Source organism: Candidatus Binatia bacterium, from assembly GCA_023150935.1.
GTDB lineage: Bacteria > Desulfobacterota > Binatia > HRBIN30 > HRBIN30 > JAKLJW01.
The window spans coordinates 80,202-96,954 of the sequence record JAKLJW010000012.1 but is presented as its reverse complement, the minus strand read 5'-3'; the positions used below and the strand labels follow the sequence as shown (position 1 = coordinate 96,954).

Genomic DNA, 16,753 nt, shown 5'->3' with positions numbered 1-16,753 from the left:
CCCCTGCCACAGAACTCACGACCGAGCGACGGAATTGGCAGGGCTCTGCGTTTAACGAGTGCCGGCCGGCAGAAACCCTCAGCATATCGAAAGGAGACCACATGAGCATGAAACTAAATCGCAGGCTCCTCGCTGGCGTGATGGGCGCTCTGCTGTGCGCGCCGGCGGCAGCTCTCGCCGAACCGCCGTCGCGAGCGGAGATGGAGGAGGAGTTAAGTGCCGTATTCGCGCAGGCTGACACCGACGGCAGCGGAACTCTCAACACGGGGGAGTTCGCGACCTTCGACACGATCATGCGCCAGAATATGACCAGACGACACTTCACGCGCGTTGACGACGATGGTGACGGAACTGTGACCCTGGAGGAGTTGCAGGCGGCGGGACCGGGCGGCTGCCGTGGCCCGGGCGGCCCTCCACCGCTCTGACACGCGACAGGTTCTCCGCAACGCCTCGACCCGACCGCTATCGTGGGTCGAGACACTCGGTGTCCCATGCGTCAGGTCAGCCCCCCTGCTGGCGCATGGGACGCCGAACAACCGGGATGGACGGCCGTTGGACGACACGGATGAAAGCTTCATGCTGCGCATCAAAGAGGGCGACCGTGACGCCTTTCGGGCCGCGTTGGACCGTCACCTCGGGTCCGTCGTCGCCTGTGCGCGCCGGATGCTCGGTGACTCAGCCGCCGCCGAGGACGTCGCTCAGGAAACGTTCTTGCGCTTGTGGACCAATGCCCCTCGTTGGCAGCCCACCGCACGGCTATCCACCTGGCTTCACCGCGTTGCCGTCAACCTCTGCCTCGACCGCTTGCGCCGTACCCCGACAACCTCGCTCGATGACATCCCGGAACCGCCGGACCCTCAGCCATCCGCCGCGGCGCAGTTACAGGCCCACGACATCGGCCGCCGAGTCGGTGCCGCGGTGGCAGCGCTGCCCGTCCAGCAACGCATCGCGATTACGCTCTGTCACTACGAGGGTTTGGGGAACATCGAGGCCGCCGCAATGATGGCCATTAGCGTGGAAGCACTCGAATCCCTGCTCGCGCGCGGCCGCCGCACACTGCGCGCGCGCCTGCGAAACCTCTTGCCGGAACTCCTTGCCGAGTAACGAAGGAGGCGACGATGAACGAAACCTCGCCCATGCCTCTGGCCCGCCTGCGCGCCCTGGTAGACGCGTACGGCGCTAACCCGGAACGATGGCCCGCGGCAGAGCGCGCCGCCGCCGAGCAACTCCTTCGCACGTCGCCGGAAGCACAACGCTACCGGGACGCGGCCGCGGGCCTCGATGCCCTCCTCGACCTCGCCTGCGAACCTGAGCCATCGGCAGCGCTACGCGACCGCATACTGGCCACCACCGCATCGCGAGCGAGCAACGACGACGCGCCGCTCCCACGGCGCCATGCCCCCCACTCAGCCGTCCGTCCGGCGACTGCCAGGCGACACCATACCGGCGCGCGCAACACGATCCTGCGGCGGGTTGTCCCGGCGGTGCTTGCCGCCGCCGGCATCGCCCTCGTCCTGTGGTCCTTCACCGGCACCGGTCCGAGTCAAGCGCCTCGCCCCGTCACCGTCGCCGAGATCGGTGTCTACGATCTACCGACGGACGTCCTGCTGACGGGGGCCGGTCTCGATTTGCTGGACGAAGTACCTGCTTTCGGATGCGAAGGTTCGGGGCTGGGGTGCCTCGACCCTGCGCCCGCAAACCACCAGTCCGCCCTGACCCTGGAGGCTTACGTATGACTTCGTTTCGTTACGCCACAGCTATCTTCCTTCTTGCCTTTGCGGCCCTGGGAAGCCCTCTGAGCGCCCAGCCGATGGGTCATCATGGCGGGCCCCCAATGGGAGGTCCGCCATTTTTCGCCAACCTTTTCCCACCCAACCTCATCATGCGCCACGACAGCGACCTTGGACTTAGCGACAAACAGCGGGAGGTCATCGCTACGCAGATCGAGGACGCACAAAAGACGCTCGTCTCTCTGCAGTGGGCTATCGAACGCGAATCGCAGAAGCTCGACAAGATACTCGAGCCGGCGCGCGTCGACGAGGCCGCCGCCCTGGAGCAGGTCGATCGGGTCATGGCGGCCGAGCAACAGCTCAAGAAGGCGCACCTCACGTTGCTGATTCGCATCAAGAACGAGCTGACCGCCGCGCAACAGGAAAAGCTGCGGCAGCTTCGGCCGGCAAGGGGCGGCGGCCCACCGCCACCGAGTTGATCGGCCGCGAAGGCAGCCTCGAAACGGAGCCTTACGCTCGAAACGGAACCTCACCAATGAAGGGCGTCAATGCCAAGAACTGCCTCCGCGCCCGCTTTACACCGCGCACTGGATGCCGTGATTTCATCCTCTGCCTGCTTGGCCTCACGGTAGTGGCTTACCACGACCGCTCGGCAACGTGGGCGGCAGAAGTGGCCGGCATGAACGAGGTCAGCCCGCGCATCGTCAACGGAGAGCCGACCTTTGCCTATCCGGAAACCGGCGCCCTCCTGTTCTACGAGGACGCATCCGGCGCAGTCATGAACGGCCTGTGCTCCGGGACTCTGGTGGGTTGTCACACGTTTCTCACCGCCGCCCACTGCGTCTGCCCGAACCGCGCGTGGGACGCCGCGGCGTGCGCGCGCCGGGGTCCTATCGACCCGGCCACGTTGCGCGTCTTCCTGCCCCATGGGGGGACGTTCGCCGTCGCCAACATCAGTGTCTCGCCAACCTACCAATTTGCCGCTGGCGGCGACGTCGCGGTCGTTACCCTGGCCGACGAAGTCACCGGAATTGTGCCGGCCGGGATCAACACCACCGGACGGCTGGCGCTCGGGACTTCCGCCACCATCGTCGGATTCGGCACCACGGTAGCCGGGCGGGGCACGCCGGATTACGCCGGGATCAAACGGGTAGGAACCGTGCGCACCGGCGAGTGCCCCAGCGACGTACCCGGCACGCAACACATCTGCTACTCGTTCACGGGCAGCGGCGCGAACACGTGCGAAGGTGACTCCGGGGGGCCAATGTTTGCCGACCTCGGCGCGGGCTCGGTGCTGGCCGGCATAACGTCCGGCGGCAACAGCTTCGACTGCCTGGCGCCGGACCTTGCCTTCGACACCGACGTGTACGTCAACCGAACGTGGATCCAAAGTACTGCCGGGCCCCTGTCGGAAAACACGAGCTGCGGCCTGCCGGCCGTCGGGAGTGTGTCCACGGCGGTCGTTACCGCCGCTTTTCAACTCACGGGCACGGTGCCCGAATCCACGTTGGCCATAAAGGTTGCTCCCGGCACTGCCGTCCTCCGCGTCGCCCTCAACGGGCAGCTCGGAAGCAGCACGGTGACATCGGTCTCCAACGACTTCGACCTGTATGTCGGACGCGACCAGGTACCCACGACGACAGCCTACGATTGTGCCGACACGACGCCCGCTCCTCTTGCGTTTTGCGAGATCCGGATGCCACCTGCCGGCACCTGGCACGCGATGGTTCGCCGCGAGCAAGGCGATGGCCTCGCGCAACTGACGGCGACCACCTTCGGAACCGGCACGCCGGGATGCGCCGGCGATTGCAACGCCGACGGGAGCGTCACGGTCGACGAGCTCCTGGAGGGGGTCCGCATCGCCCTGGGAGAAGACGACCTGGCGTTGTGTCCGTCCTTCGATTCCGACCGCGACCAGCTCGTGACCGTCGACGAGGTGCTGCACGCGGTCGGCCTCGCGATCGACGGCTGCACGGCGCCGTGAACGCCCCCTATCCGACGCCCCGAACATGGAGATGAGCAACAGGGAATTGGCCGGAAACCAGTAGGTGTTAGCGCCGATCCATTTGGGGCTCCCACTCCGCCGCTCTCCCGTACCCCGGCACGCCGGCAGCGCGCCACCGGCTCACCAACCCACCAGAGTTCTCCCGCTACGGACGGCGCAGCCGTAGCGCGGGCTTCGCCCGCAACCCAAAGCGAACAACCAGCCCGTTCGCCCCGAGTAGGAGCCCTTCCCCTGGGCTCCGTATCGAGGGGCGCGCCCCTGCCGAGCCTGTCCCTCGATACGCGCCAGAGCCCTTCGATACGCCGATTGAGAAGACATCGGCTACTCAGGGCGATCGGGTCATCGAGAAGGCGCTACTCGGGACGAACGGGAAGGCACTGCCGCTCCATGGCCTGAAGATTTCTTCGCGCCGTGCGCGCACACTCGGAAATCGTAAATCAGGGCCACGGAGGCCGGCGCCCTCCGAAAGCTGCTGGCGGGGGCCGAGTCGTCTTGATACCTTCCGATCATGTTGGACCCGACTTCGCCGGAGCGGTTGGTCGACCGCCAGAACCGTCCCTACTTTCTGTGGGACCTCGACCTCACGCTTGACGATTTCCGCGCGCGTCTCGCCGATCCCGACCCCATTGTCCGCGCTTTCTTCGTGGGCAAGCTCATGCGCCAAGCGAAGCCGGACGATGTCTTTACATTCGTGAGCGAGCGCACCATCCGAGACCTGTGGCCGCGCCTGGAGCGCCACCTCGGCCAGCAGCGCGACTTCTGGCGATGGTTGCTGGAGGTCTGGGACAACCAGCGTGCCCGCTAGCCACCTCGATCCCCTGCAGGAGCGTATCCTCCGCACGCTCGCGAGCGCGGCGCCCGGGTGGGTGTTGACCGGCGGCGGGGCGCTGGCGGGTTTTCACCTCATGCACCGACGGACGCGCGATCTCGATCTGTACTGGCGCGGGCGATCTTCTCTTGACGAGGTGCCGCACATCGTTCGCGACGCATTACGCGCCGGCGGCCTCGATGTCGTATCGATACAGACCACACCGTCGTTCCATCGTCTTCGGGTAACCGACGGAATCGGCACCTGCATCGTCGATCTGGTGGCCGATACGACCCTTGGCCTGGAGGCGCCGTCCGCGGCGACCATCGAAGGGACCCGTATCTCGATCGACACGACGCACGAGATCCTGGTCAACAAGCTGTGCGCCCTGCTCGGTCGCTGCGAACTCCGCGATCTCCAGGACGTGAAGGCACTCACGGATGCTGGCGCCGATCTCGATCGAGCTCTCACCGATGCGCCGACGAAAGACGGCGGGTTCTCGCGCCTCACGTTGGCGTGGGTCTTACGGGACCTGAACATCCGACCCCTGGCCACGGCAGCGGGGTGGCAGATCGAGGAAATCGAGGAAATCGAACGGTTCCGACAGTGGCTGATCGACCATCTGACTTCGACCGCGCGGCCGCCGCCGGCATGATCGTGTCCCTGGCCCGATCGCGACGCCGAAACGTGCCGATCAAAAGGCACTCCCCAGTGACGCGCTGGCTTTGTAATGCCCCGCGTTCTCCACCCATGTGCGCCGACCTCGCACGGCTTTACCCTGATTTGCGAATTCCGTGTCTGCGCGCACCGTGCGAAGAAATCGGATTGGGAGGGCGAGGCCAATGTCATTAAGTTAAGCGGACGCGTGACCGTCGACGAGGTGCTGCACGCGGTCGCCCTCGCGATCGACGGCGGCACGGCGCCGTGAACACCCACGCATCCGACGCTCCGAACATGGACCTGGGCTACAGAGTGTTGACAGGAGACCCGCTCGCGATGCCTACCGTACGTGACTTCGCCAGTGCCGGCGCGGCCGAAGCATGGTCAGGCGCCGGGGCCCCGCACGGTAAGCGCTCCGGGGGAGCACGGCGAGCCCCGATATGAGACTGGACGCGCCGCGCTAAAGTTCGTCGACCGGTGTGCGCTCGTCTTCCCAGGCGAGTTCGGTGTCGAGCACGAAGCGCACTGGCCAGGCGGTGTCGGCGGGCCAGGGGCGGTGGAAGGCGACGCACCCGTAGAAGGCGCGCAGGTTGTCCTCGCCGGGGTCGTCGTAGAGCGCCCCAATCCGCTCGATCATGTCCGCCGGCTTGTCCGGCGCGCCGGCGAGCACGTCGAGGAACCACTTGTGGAAGGGGTAAAGGATCTCGTTGTGCGTCAGTATCAGGCGGCCACCGAAGAGGACGAGCTTGCTGATTGCCGTGCCGAGGAGGTTGCGATTGCGGAGCTTCAGGCCCTCGTGCGCGTACCAGTGCCAGGCCTCGAACTGGGCATAAAAACGCTGCAGGCGCTCCGCCCTGCCCTCGACCGGATAGCGCACGATGCGACCGACGACGTCATCGAGGTCATCGATGCGCGAGAGCAGCACACGAGCGTCCTTGAAGGCAAAGCGCGCCGGCTCGCTGCCGCGCTCGGCGACGCTGCGCAGGAGCGATTCGCCGAGGTACTTCCCGTCGACGTAGCCGTTCGGATAGGTGCACAAGTCGGTGTCGACGAACTGCAGACGTCCGTCGCGCCGACGTTCGGCGTACTCGGCGTCGCCTACAACTATGAGCACGTCGAGGTCGGAATCCTCGGCGGCGAAACCGTGCGCCACGGAACCTCCCAGAAGCAGCGCCCGAACGCTCTCGTCCGCCGCAAAATGCGCCGCCACGCGGGCGGCCGATTCGCGATGATGCTCGTACATGAGACGACCTTCGCTCACACTCGCGAGAACCATGCAACCGCGAGGCGAGCGTCGTCCAAACCGGGTGGCGGGTGGGGCCGCTGCAAGATGACCAGGAATAACGGCCTAACTCCCGGGGGCATAACGCAGGACCTGTGCCGGTCCACCGCCCGACCACACAGGTCGAACCCCTCGCGACGCGCCGGACGAATTGCGTGGCTCCGTACCCGCTTGCACCCGTGCGGTTCTCGGCGAAGCCGGGATGAACTACTCGGTCCTCCTCGATCGCAGCGTCGACTTCGACGAATACCTCAACTTCACCATGAGACCCGCTTACCCCAGACGCTACGACCGGATCGTCGGCATGACCGTGGCGCAGTTGCTGTGGGATCGGGGCGAGACCAACGGCTACGCCAACCACGTCACGCGCGACCCGCTTCCGGGCACGCCGCCACACGAGGTACTGCTGCTCGGCGCCGTCGGCGACCACCAGGTCTCGGAGTACAGTCTCCGGGTGGAGGCTGCCACCATGGGCGTCGCCGCGCATTTCCCGATCGCCGGGTCGCGCCACGTTGTCGAGGTAGACCCCGGCTGGTTGTTCGAACCGATCGTCTACCCGCACCGGGGGTCGGCGTACTTTCCGTGGGACACCGGGTCGCCCGCGTCTCCTATGGCCAACACACCGCCCCGCGAGGGACATGATCCGCACGACGACACGCCCAACATTCCCGCCGTCCGCCGATTGAAAGACCAGTTCTGGTACCCCGACGGCAACATCGAATCGGTGTGCGACGGGGTCTGCAGTGCGCCCATTCCACCGGAGAACGCCGACTGATTCCGGAGTGCTCGTGACCGTCTGGCGGCCAATGCCGATACGAGGCCGCCCGCACCAGTACGGCGTTCAGTGCCGCCAGCAGCACTGAACCGCACCCGCAGGCGGAAATCGGCAAGCTCGGCTGTCTCCGGGCGGCACGCGTCGACGACCATCGACGAGCATCTCAAGACTCATGGTTTACGCCCCGACGCACCCTGCGGCCGATCATCAGGAGGATGATCGCCGTAAGCGCCGCGACGCCGAATACCCCGAGCAGATGCCGCTCGGATCGACCCGCTTCATTCAGCAAGCGGCCGATGCCGGCGCTGCCGGCGTAACCGAAACCGACCAGCGCACCCGCCCACGCGGCGCAGCCGACCGTGTCGTATGCAGCGAAGCGCCAGAACGGCACTCCCTGGCTTCCCCAGAACACCATGCTCGGCATGCGTGCCCCGAGTATGAAACGAGCCACGAGAATCTCACCCATGCCGACACGGGCGGCAAGGCGTTCCACCGTCGGGCCCGCGTGACGGTACGGCAACGAGCTGCGAATCGACGCCGCAAAGCGGCGGCCGACCGCAAACAGGAACCAGTCGAGACTCACCGCGCCGCCCCAACCCGCCGCAAATGCCGCCACAAATGGGAAGTAGCCGAGATGCGCAAGCGCACCGGCGAGCGTCGCCGTGCCGTCGCCCTCGGTCGCCGCACCGAGAAACACGGCAAAGAGCCCGTAACGCTCCAGAAACTGCTCCATATACCGTTACCATGCCGGACAGGACGCCCGCTTGCACGCTACGCCGGCTCCCCTGACTTGCAAAGGCATCCGCCCTGCAATAGGAGCCGCAACAACGTGGACGGACCTTTCTTGAAACGCCAACTGGTATCGACCCTGGCGCTTGCGTCGCTGGTGGCCACAGTTGGCGGCTGCATGGCCCGCACGGCACGTTTGCGCGAACCTGCACTAACGTGCGCGCAGGCCACCGACACCGCGCGTGCCGCGCTGTTGCGGCTGGGATACACGATCGTTCGGCTCGAACCGGCGCAACCGGGGCAACCCGGAACGGTTGTGGGCCAACGCGAAAGCGAGGTGAGCCCGGCCACCCTCCTGCGATACGGCTACAAGGCGGTGCGCGGACAGGAGACACAACCCGGACCGGGGGGTGGCGTGATTGTAGAAGGCGACCCCGGCACGGACGCCTCTTCGGACGCGGGGACTCGCTACACGGCGACGGTCACCGTGACCTGCACCGACGCCGGCGCCGAGTTCGCCGCCGTCAGCGACGAGATCGGCTTCTCCCAACTCGACTTTCCCAATCGCTTCACCGCCGCCCTGCGCTACAAACTAGACACCAAGGCGGTCGCACCGCGCTTGCACGACAAGGAACAGGAGGGCCTCGTGGTGACCGTCGAACCGCAACGCGGCCGCGATGCCACCAGTGCGTTCGGCATCGACCTGCCCGCTCTGGGCGTCACGCCCGTGCTCATCCGTCTCGCCAACCGCACCCCGCGCCGGTACAGATTCCGCACCGCCGACGTGGCCCTGGTCACCGTCGAAGGAACCCGCCAGGCTCCCCTCACCCCGGTCGAGGTCGTCAGTCGCCTCGGCAGTACCCCGGCGGCGCAAACCGCCGCCCAACGCGTGCGAGATCAGGCCCTCAGCGACGGCGAACTCGATCCCGGAGCTACCCACTCCGGCTACCTTTTCCTGCCCGCCGCTGCCTACCAGCGCGTGCGACTCACCGTACTTGACGTGGAGACGGAGGAGGAGGAAGGAGTCAGCGCGGAGTTCTAGAGAGAGTCCCCCGGGGACCGCAGGCTGGCCGGAAACCCGGCAGCCCCTCACCCGCACCCGATCGTCGTCCCGGCCTCGCCTCGCAGGGCGGCTGCGAGATGACCCACCGTGGCAATCACGGCCGGCCTTCCTGTCGCTGCGACGAATTGCACGGCGCTCTCGACCTTTGGACGCATCGAACCCGGTGCGAAGGTGCCCGCCTCGAGGCGCGCCTGCGCCTCCACGATGTCCATCGCGTCGATCGCCCGCGGCTCCGCATCCCCACCGAAACGATCGAACGCGTGGGTGACGTCGGTGACAAACACCAACCGCGCCGCACCCAGCGTTACGGCCAGCAACGCCGCCGTGTAATCCTTGTCGACCACGGCCGCCTGCGGGCGCCGCGCACCTCCATCCGCGGCGCCAAGGGCAACTCCGCCGCCACCGCCGGCGACGACGTGATAGCGGCGCAGCAGCGTTTCCACCGCCGCCGACTCGACCACCGCCCGCGGCCGTGGCGACGCCACCACGCGCCGCCAGCCGCGACCGTCGGGCATTCGCATCGACGGTACGCCGTCGGGCGGCGCGGCCAGCACCGCCCCAACCGGCTTGGTCGGCAGCGCGAACGCCGGGTCCCACGGATCGACGAGCACGCGCGTGATCACCGCCACCGCCGCATCGCCGCCCAAAGCCTCGTCGAGTCCCTCGCTGACCAGGTAGCCGAGTTCCCCCTGGGTCTGCGCAACGTGCACGTCGATGCTCTCGGGATCGCCGAGATCCGGCGCCGCCAGCAGACGGCCGACCTGCGGGCCGTTGCCATGAACGACGAGCAACCGGTTGCCGGCCCGCGCCAGCTCAGCCAGTTCCGCCACCGCAGCCGCGATCACCCGCCGTTCCACGCCGAAGGACAGCTCGCCGCGCGGCGGGCTGATGGCGTTGCCGCCAAGCGCGACAACGACCAGCGGGTGGGCGCGGTCACGCATCCGTACCAGCCTCGCGAGTGCGCCCCCCGACCCTCTCGGCAGACCGCGCGAGAAACTCCTCGACAACGCTCGCCAGGGTTGGATCGCCCGCGTCGGCGTAGTCGTACCGTGCCCGTACCACGGGACGATCGAGTGCGATCAACGCCGCCAGATCGATCGGCGTGGCGCTGACGACCACTTCAGCATCCGATGCGAGGATCGTTTCGCGCAGCGCGGCGAGTTGTTCCGCACCATAACCGAGCGCGGGCAACACATGACCGATGTGCGGATACTGTGCATAAACGGCCGCGATTGCCGGCGCCGCGCTCGCCCGGGGGTCCACTATCGCCGCCGCCCCCACCGCCATGGCCGCAACGTACCCCGCCCCGTACGCCATGCCGCCGTGGGTGACGGTCGGGGCGTCCTCGACCACCAGCACGCGCCGGCCGCACACGGCGGCCGCATCGTCAAGACGCACCGGCGATGCGGCGCGCACCACCGTCGCCCGTGGGTTGACGCTACGAACCTCGTCGACCACCTGCTGTACGTCGGCGGCGACGGCGGCGTCGACCTTGTTCACCACCACCACGTCCGCCATGCGCAGAACGGCTTCGCCGGGATGGAACAGCGTGGCCTGGCCGGGACGCAGGGCGTCGGCAACCACGACGTGAAGCGAGGGCCGCAGCAGCGGGAAGTCGTTGTTCCCGCCGTCCCAGACGATGATATCCGCGGCGGACTCGGCCGCTGCGACGATCGCTGCGTAATCGACGCCGGCAAAAACGACGTTACCGGCGGCCAGGTGCGGCTCGTACTCTTCGCGTTCCTCGGCCGTGCACTGTGCGGCGTCGAGGTCGGCGCGAGTAGCGAAGCGCTGCACGCGTTGCCGCTCGAGATCCCCATACGGCATCGGGTGACGCAGCACGGCGACCTGCCGGCCGCGGCCCCGCAGCCAGCCGCTCAACCAGCGCGCCGTCTGCGACTTACCGCAGCCCGTGCGCACCGCGGACACGGCCACTACCGGAACGCTCGCCGGCAACATGGTGCGCGACGGACCGAGCAGCGTGAAATCGGCGCCAACCGCCAGAACCCGCGAGGCGAGGTGCATCACACTGGCGTGCGCCACATCGCTGTAGGCGAACACCACCTCGTCGACATTCCCTTCCCGGCACAGCCGCTCCAGATCGGCTTCGTCCGCGATGGGAATGCCCGCCGGATAGCGCCCGCCCGCCAACGATGCCGGATAGCGGCGCCGGCCAATACCGGGGATCTGCGCCGCCGTGAAGGCGACGACGGTGACTCTCGGGTCGTCGCGATAGACAACGTTGAAGTTGTGAAAGTCGCGACCGGCAGCGCCAAGGATCAGGATGCGGGACATGGGGCGGTAGACGGTCAGGGGGTTACGCCTGTGGTCAGCTCCCAGTTTGCGAGCTGCCCCCGGTCGCGAAACCGGGATTCGGCAGCGGCACGGGTCGAGCAGACTCCAGCGGCTTGAACGCCTGACAGCATAAGCAGCCCAGAGCGTACCACTCTTTCAGCTTAACAACGCAACCGCCTATCGGCTTCGCACCCCAGAAATCGCCCCGATCCCGAGGCGGCACTCCCCTTGAACGGCAGCGGCGCTGCCGACTACCCAACCGATAATCCGAATCTGAGAAGGAATCGACCGCGCTGCGGCCGAGTGCGCCGGCGCTCAGGCGAGCGCGCGCTTTGGCTTCGTGATCACCACCACCTCCTGCCCATTCACCCGCACCGTGCGCCGATCACTCGGCGTCTGCCGCGTGCCGCGCTTCTGGGCGCGGGCCTCGCGCCACTTACGCAGCTCCTTCTCCGGATCGTACTTCTCGAGCATACTGCCTCCTACTGCGTCGCCGGGCCGCTCAGTTCCCAACGAACGCTTCGATCGACTTCGCCCGGCTTGGGTGCCGGAGCTTACGAAGCGCCTTGGCTTCGATTTGCCGGATGCGTTCGCGAGTCACCGCGAAACGCTGGCCGACTTCTTCCAGGGTGTAATCCGATTTTTCGCCGATCCCGAACCGCATCCGCAGGATCTGCTCCTCGCGAGGCGTCAGCGTGGCGAGCACCTTGCGCGTCTGCTCCTCCAAACTCGTGTACACCGCCGCGTCCGCAGGCGAGACCGTCTGCCGGTCCTCGACGAAGTCCCCAAGCGAACTCTCCTCTTCGTCGCCGATCGGCGTCTCCAGCGACACCGGCTCTTTGACGATGCGGAGCACCTTACGGACCTTGTCGAGCGGCATCTCCATCTTGCCCGCGATCTCTTCGGGGGTAGGCTCGCGGCCAAGTTGCTGAACCAGATACCGCGACGACCGCACGACCTTGTTGATGGTCTCGATCATGTGAACCGGGATGCGGATGGTCCTTGCCTGATCGGCGATCGCACGGCTTACGGATTGGCGAATCCACCAGGTGGCATACGTCGAGAACTTGTAGCCCCGCTGGTATTCGAATTTCTCGACCGCACGCATGAGCCCGATGTTGCCTTCCTGCACCAGATCGAGGAACCCGAGACCGCGGTTCGTGTACCGTTTGGCGATACTGACGACGAGACGCAGATTAGCCTCGATCAGCCGCTTCTTTCCGTCTTGAGCTTTTTCTTCCCCTGCCCGGATGACTTGCAACGACCGCGCCAACGCGTCGGCCTGCAATCCTACGTCACGTTCGGCTTCGGCTATCTTCTTTTTTGCCGCGCGAATCTCGTCAACGAGAATACGGGCTTGTTCGACCGACAACCTCGTCCTCCGGCTGCCGCTCCCGCCGGGCCGGCCGTCGTCCGCCTTGCCCTTCGTTACGATCTTCACGAGTTCGGCGTAAGCGCGGCCAGATCGGTGCTCGCACCGCACAATGGCTTCATGCTGTTGCTGAATGTACCGGTCCGCACGTTTGAGCTTGTCGACGATGGTGTTCAGATGGCGGCGGCTGGGTTGCAGATCGTCGATCGCCTTCGTGATGCGTTTCTCCAGTTGGAGGCTGCGCCGCTCGGCCTGGGCTGCGGTACGCGGGTGCGACTTGCGCTGGCGCGCGGCATCTTCGACCGTCGAACGTTCCTCCACCATACGCCGCAGCTTCTCGAGTTGCTTGAGGATGAGCCCCTCCTGCTCCCGGCGCACCGTCGGCTCTTCGCCTTCGCCCTCCTCGGTCTCTTCTTCCTCGGCCTCGTCGTCGACCAGTTCGCGCTCGGACATTTCGCCGGCCTTAATGCGCTCGGCAAGGTCGAGCAGGTAAGTGATCGTGAAGGGGGAGGCGAGGACCTCGCGATGGACGTCACGTTCCCCCGACTCTATCTGTTTGGCGATCTCGACCTCCTGCTCGCGTGTCAGAAGGGATACCGCACCCATTTCCTGGAGATACATCCGGACCGGATCGGATGTATCCTCGGCAAATGTCCGCTCCTCACGTTCCTCTTCGACCCATTCTTCCTTGTCTTCGTCTTTCGGCAGCGTCGGCTCTGCCATCGGGTCGACCGCCTCGACGTCGATCTCTCCCAGCATCGACATGGCCCCCTCGAGCTCGTCGCTCGGGGCCGCGTCGTGCGGCAGCGCGTCAGCCAGATCTTCGAATGGCGTACCCGCCGCATTCGGAGCCGGTTTCCCCGGCTTCTTCGGACGGGACTCCCGCTTACGTTCCACGCGTCGGTCCATCACGGCAACCACTCCGTCTCGCTGGTCGATGTTCGCAGCGCCCGCCGTCGGGCGGGAAACCAGCGTCGTCGGAAGTTACATCGGTCCCCGTCGAGCGCACGGCTCGCGTAGGGAATCACGTGGTTCTTCACACCACCCACATATATCGCTTGCGCCGGCAACGCTCGGCCGCGTGTTCGCAGGAAGGAACTGACACACTGAGATCTCAGTGCGGCGGACTCTAGACGCGCCATTTCAGTCAGTCAAGGGAGGCCGCGGCTTTTCCGCCCCTCAGCCCGGTGGTGCGCGTTCATGTCGGCGCGCCCTCCGGTCCGTTGCGGCCACGGGCGGCAAACTCCCGCAATCCCTCGGCGAGCTGCCGCAAACGCCGCGCGGCACGGCCGTGGATTGTCCCCGGCGCCTCGGGTGCGCCCGCAGACACGCCCGTCAGCACTTCTAGACCCTCGTCGATGGTGCGAATCGGATAGAGATGAAATTGGCCGGCTCCTATGGCCTCCACCACTTCGGGACGCAGCACGAGGCCGTCGACGTTCTGAATCGGCATAACGACGCCCTGACGTCCGGTGAGGCCGACGGCGCGGCAGGTGGCGAAGAACCCCTCGACCTTCTCGTTGATCCCCCCGATCGGCTGGATCTCGCCCCACTGATTGACGCTGCCGGTCACTGCCAGGTCCTGGCGAAGCGGCACCCCGCTCAGGCTGGACAACAGGGCGAACAGTTCGGTGGACGAGGCACTGTCCCCGTCGATACCGGCGTACGACTGCTCGAAGCAAAGGCTGGCCGAGAGCGTCAGCGGGAAATCCTGAGCATAGGTCTGGCGCAGGTATCCGGCGATGATGAGCACCCCCTTGTCGTGGGTCTGGCCGCTGAGTTTGGCCTCGCGTTCGATGTTGATCAGGCCGGCCGCCCCCATAGCGACGGCCGCGGTAACCCGTGTCGGGCGGCCGAACTCGTAGCCGCCGATGTTCGCGACCGCGAGGCCGTTGACCTGCCCCACGCGGGTACCGTCCACGCTCACCAGCAGGACGCCATCGCGGATCAGCTCGCGGATCTTCTCTTCGACGCGATTGAGCCGGAAGATCCGCTGCGCCAGAGCGCTGTCGACGTGCTGTCGATCCACCTCGTTCGCGCCCTCACGCCCGCCCCACAAGGCGGACTCGCGCATGAGATCGGCAATCTCGTCCCACTGACTCGGCAGCTTGCGCCGGTCGCCGACCGTGCGCGCGCCGTATTCGAGCAACCGCGCCACGGCCGCGGCCGTGAACGGCGGCAACTGCTCGTCACGGGTCATGCGCGCCACCTGGGCAACGAAGCTGTCGCGTGAACGTTCGGCCTCCACCTCGACACCGAACTCCGCCCGGACCTTGAAAATCTCCCGGAACTCCTCGTCGTAGAAGTACAGGAGTTGAAAAAGCTCCGGCGGTCCGGTGAGCACGACTCGCGTCGAGATCTGCATCGGTTCCGGCTTCAGCGTCGAGGTCGCAAACAACGCGAAGGGATCGTACGCCTCGATCTCCAATTGCTGGCTCTTCAGAGCCCGCTTGAGCGCTCGCCACACAAACGGCTCCGCAAGTGCGTCGAGGGCATCGACCAGCACGCAGCCCCCGTGCCCGCGCAACAGCGAACCCGCGCGTATGCGCGTGAAATTGGTTACCAGCTTGCCGGAAGGGTCGACCATCCGCTCCACGGCTCCGAAGAGATTCTTGTAGGTCGGCGACGCTTCGACGATGATCGGTGCCGCCTCGGTACCGCCGTTGTCGACCAGGACGTTGACCTCGTAATCGACGAAAGTGTTCTCCGGTTGCACGAAGATGGGAAACGGGAAGGCCACCTGCTGCGGCTGCTGTTCGCGGAAGGCGTCGAGGTTGTCGAGGATGTGTTCCCGCACTTCGCCCAGGTAATGCTGTACTTCGTCGTTCTCGTAGCGCTGCGCGATCTCGTCGATCAGCGGCCCGACAACGTCGGCGGCAACGCGCCGCTCGGCCGCCTTCACCTCGCGCGCCAGCCGGCGGCCGAGGGCTTGCTGTCGCCGCAGCATCGATTTCATTTCGCGCGACAGCTCGCGCTCGCGCCGGCGCAGGTCGGCCTGTTGCTCCTCGCTCAACGCTTCCAGATCCTTCGGCTCGATCGGCCGGCCATCCTTGAGCGGGATGAAAAGCACCCCACCTTGCGGATGTGCCTGCAGCATGAACCCCTTGTCGGCGGCTCGCTGCTGCATTTCGCGGGCGATCTCCTCGCCCTCGTGACCGTAGCGCTCGGCCAGCGCTTCCTTTTCATCCTCGAAGGTTTCCTTGCGGAAAGTCTCGGGCAGCAGGCGCTGCAGATCCTCGACCAGATCCTGCATGTCGCGCCGCAACTCGCGGCCCTGCCCGGCGAGCAGATAGAAAGCATGCGGCCGGTCTCGATTCTGGAAGTTCTGGACGAGCACCCGGTCTCCGGGCCGCGGGAAGCTCTTCGTCAGTTCGCCCAACAACGCGGCGATGGTGTGCTCGCGCCGCGTCCCCGCCAGACCGACAACATATATATGATAGCCGGGATGGCGGATGCTCAGACCGAGATCGAGGGCGGCGAGCGCCCGCTCCTGACCCAGCCAGTCGGCCGCCGGACCGGCCTCGGCGGTCGTCCGAAAGCCTAGAGTGGCTGCCGGAACGCGATACGCGGCCTCGTCCGCCGTCAGCTCGCGCGGCGGCGACGCCGCCGTCAGGCGCTCGTCGGCTTGATCAGTTTCCGCCACGGCCCACGCTTACGTATGTGAATGATCAGGGTCGAACCTTCGACCCGCGCCTCGATGCCTTCCGGATCGACCTCGACGGGCAGCGTGATCGTGCGCAACAACGAGACGGCGTGGCGTGCACGAGCGGTGGTCCGCCCACCCTGCCGTTCCCGGTGCTCCGTGCGCCGCCCACCCGCGATCGTCAGACGCCGCCCGTGCAACTCGACCTCGATATCCGACGCCTGCAGACCGCTCACCGGCACCTCGATCAACCACCCGTCCTCCACCGCCTTGACGGCCATGGGCGCCACCTGACGCAGCCGACTCCATGGTCGCCGCACCAACTCGTCGAAGAGACGATCGATCTCCTCGACAAGGGAGGGAAGGGCCATAATTCGTTGCGTAACACGCA

General features: G+C 66.4%; 18 protein-coding genes. 10 read left to right on the top strand and 8 right to left on the bottom strand.

Features of this window, described 5'->3' with window-relative positions; translation table 11 throughout:
- Positions 1-101 precede the first annotated feature (101 nt).
- From L6Q96_09580 to L6Q96_09545, 8 genes are all read left to right on the top strand, one after another.
- The gene (locus tag L6Q96_09580; GenBank protein ID MCK6554815.1) at positions 102-425 is read left to right on the top strand and encodes a hypothetical protein; all 324 of its coding nucleotides are present in this window, start codon (positions 102-104) and stop codon (positions 423-425) included.
- Between the two features lie 151 nt (positions 426-576).
- The gene (locus L6Q96_09575) at positions 577-1,104 is read left to right on the top strand and encodes an RNA polymerase sigma factor (GenBank protein ID MCK6554814.1); all 528 of its coding nucleotides are present in this window, start codon (positions 577-579) and stop codon (positions 1,102-1,104) included.
- Positions 1,105-1,118: 14 nt separating this feature from the next.
- On the top strand, positions 1,119-1,736 hold the full coding sequence (locus L6Q96_09570) for a hypothetical protein (GenBank protein ID MCK6554813.1): 618 nt from the start codon (positions 1,119-1,121) through the stop codon (positions 1,734-1,736).
- Positions 1,733-2,209, top strand: a complete 477-nt coding sequence (locus L6Q96_09565; GenBank protein MCK6554812.1) for a periplasmic heavy metal sensor — start codon at positions 1,733-1,735, stop codon at positions 2,207-2,209. The genes L6Q96_09570 and L6Q96_09565 overlap by 4 nt, the downstream gene beginning before the upstream one ends.
- 56 nt (positions 2,210-2,265) lie before the next feature.
- The gene (locus L6Q96_09560) at positions 2,266-3,714 is read left to right on the top strand and encodes a trypsin-like serine protease (GenBank protein MCK6554811.1); all 1,449 of its coding nucleotides are present in this window, start codon (positions 2,266-2,268) and stop codon (positions 3,712-3,714) included.
- Positions 3,715-4,243: 529 nt separating this feature from the next.
- Positions 4,244-4,540, top strand: a complete 297-nt coding sequence (locus tag L6Q96_09555) for a hypothetical protein (protein MCK6554810.1) — start codon at positions 4,244-4,246, stop codon at positions 4,538-4,540.
- Positions 4,530-5,198, top strand: a complete 669-nt coding sequence (locus L6Q96_09550; protein ID MCK6554809.1) for a nucleotidyl transferase AbiEii/AbiGii toxin family protein — start codon at positions 4,530-4,532, stop codon at positions 5,196-5,198. The genes L6Q96_09555 and L6Q96_09550 overlap by 11 nt, the downstream gene beginning before the upstream one ends.
- Positions 5,199-5,273: 75 nt before the next feature.
- A complete protein-coding gene (locus L6Q96_09545) occupies positions 5,274-5,471 on the top strand; it encodes a hypothetical protein (GenBank protein MCK6554808.1) in 198 nt (65 codons plus the stop codon).
- Between the two features lie 192 nt (positions 5,472-5,663).
- Here L6Q96_09545 and L6Q96_09540 read toward each other — a convergent pair whose 3' ends face one another.
- Positions 5,664-6,446: a nucleotidyltransferase domain-containing protein gene (locus tag L6Q96_09540; protein ID MCK6554807.1), complete on the bottom strand. Its 783-nt coding sequence runs from the start codon at positions 6,444-6,446 to the stop codon at positions 5,664-5,666.
- 241 nt (positions 6,447-6,687) lie between these two features.
- Between L6Q96_09540 and L6Q96_09535 the strand changes: the two genes are divergently transcribed.
- Complete coding sequence (locus L6Q96_09535) at positions 6,688-7,260, top strand: hypothetical protein (GenBank protein MCK6554806.1); 573 nt, start codon at positions 6,688-6,690, stop codon at positions 7,258-7,260.
- Between the two features lie 163 nt (positions 7,261-7,423).
- On the opposite strand, the gene L6Q96_09530 is transcribed toward L6Q96_09535, so the two are convergent.
- Positions 7,424-7,993, bottom strand: a complete 570-nt coding sequence (locus tag L6Q96_09530) for a VTT domain-containing protein (protein ID MCK6554805.1) — start codon at positions 7,991-7,993, stop codon at positions 7,424-7,426.
- A 96-nt stretch (positions 7,994-8,089) separates the two neighbouring features.
- On the opposite strand from L6Q96_09530, the gene L6Q96_09525 reads away from it, so the two are divergent.
- On the top strand, positions 8,090-9,031 hold the full coding sequence (locus L6Q96_09525; protein ID MCK6554804.1) for a hypothetical protein: 942 nt from the start codon (positions 8,090-8,092) through the stop codon (positions 9,029-9,031).
- A gap of 47 nt (positions 9,032-9,078) precedes the next feature.
- Here the strand turns inward: L6Q96_09525 and L6Q96_09520 are convergent, their stop codons facing one another.
- The 6 genes from L6Q96_09520 to L6Q96_09495 form a co-directional block, all read right to left on the bottom strand.
- Positions 9,079-9,993, bottom strand: a complete 915-nt coding sequence (locus L6Q96_09520) for a carbamate kinase (protein MCK6554803.1) — start codon at positions 9,991-9,993, stop codon at positions 9,079-9,081.
- Positions 9,986-11,347 carry a GTPase gene (locus L6Q96_09515; GenBank protein MCK6554802.1) on the bottom strand — a complete coding sequence of 454 codons (1,362 nt, stop codon included), beginning with the start codon at positions 11,345-11,347 and terminating at the stop codon, positions 9,986-9,988. Before L6Q96_09515 ends, L6Q96_09520 begins: the two co-directional genes overlap by 8 nt.
- 315 nt (positions 11,348-11,662) lie before the next feature.
- Positions 11,663-11,821, bottom strand: a complete 159-nt coding sequence (locus tag L6Q96_09510) for a hypothetical protein (GenBank protein ID MCK6554801.1) — start codon at positions 11,819-11,821, stop codon at positions 11,663-11,665.
- A gap of 28 nt (positions 11,822-11,849) precedes the next feature.
- Positions 11,850-13,628: an RNA polymerase sigma factor RpoD gene (gene rpoD, locus L6Q96_09505; protein ID MCK6554800.1), complete on the bottom strand. Its 1,779-nt coding sequence runs from the start codon at positions 13,626-13,628 to the stop codon at positions 11,850-11,852.
- Between the two features lie 289 nt (positions 13,629-13,917).
- The gene (locus L6Q96_09500) at positions 13,918-16,362 is read right to left on the bottom strand and encodes an AAA family ATPase (protein ID MCK6554799.1); all 2,445 of its coding nucleotides are present in this window, start codon (positions 16,360-16,362) and stop codon (positions 13,918-13,920) included.
- Positions 16,329-16,733, bottom strand: coding sequence for an Hsp20/alpha crystallin family protein (locus L6Q96_09495; protein MCK6554798.1), 405 nt, complete (start codon positions 16,731-16,733; stop codon positions 16,329-16,331). Before L6Q96_09495 ends, L6Q96_09500 begins: the two co-directional genes overlap by 34 nt.
- Positions 16,734-16,753 lie beyond the last annotated feature (20 nt).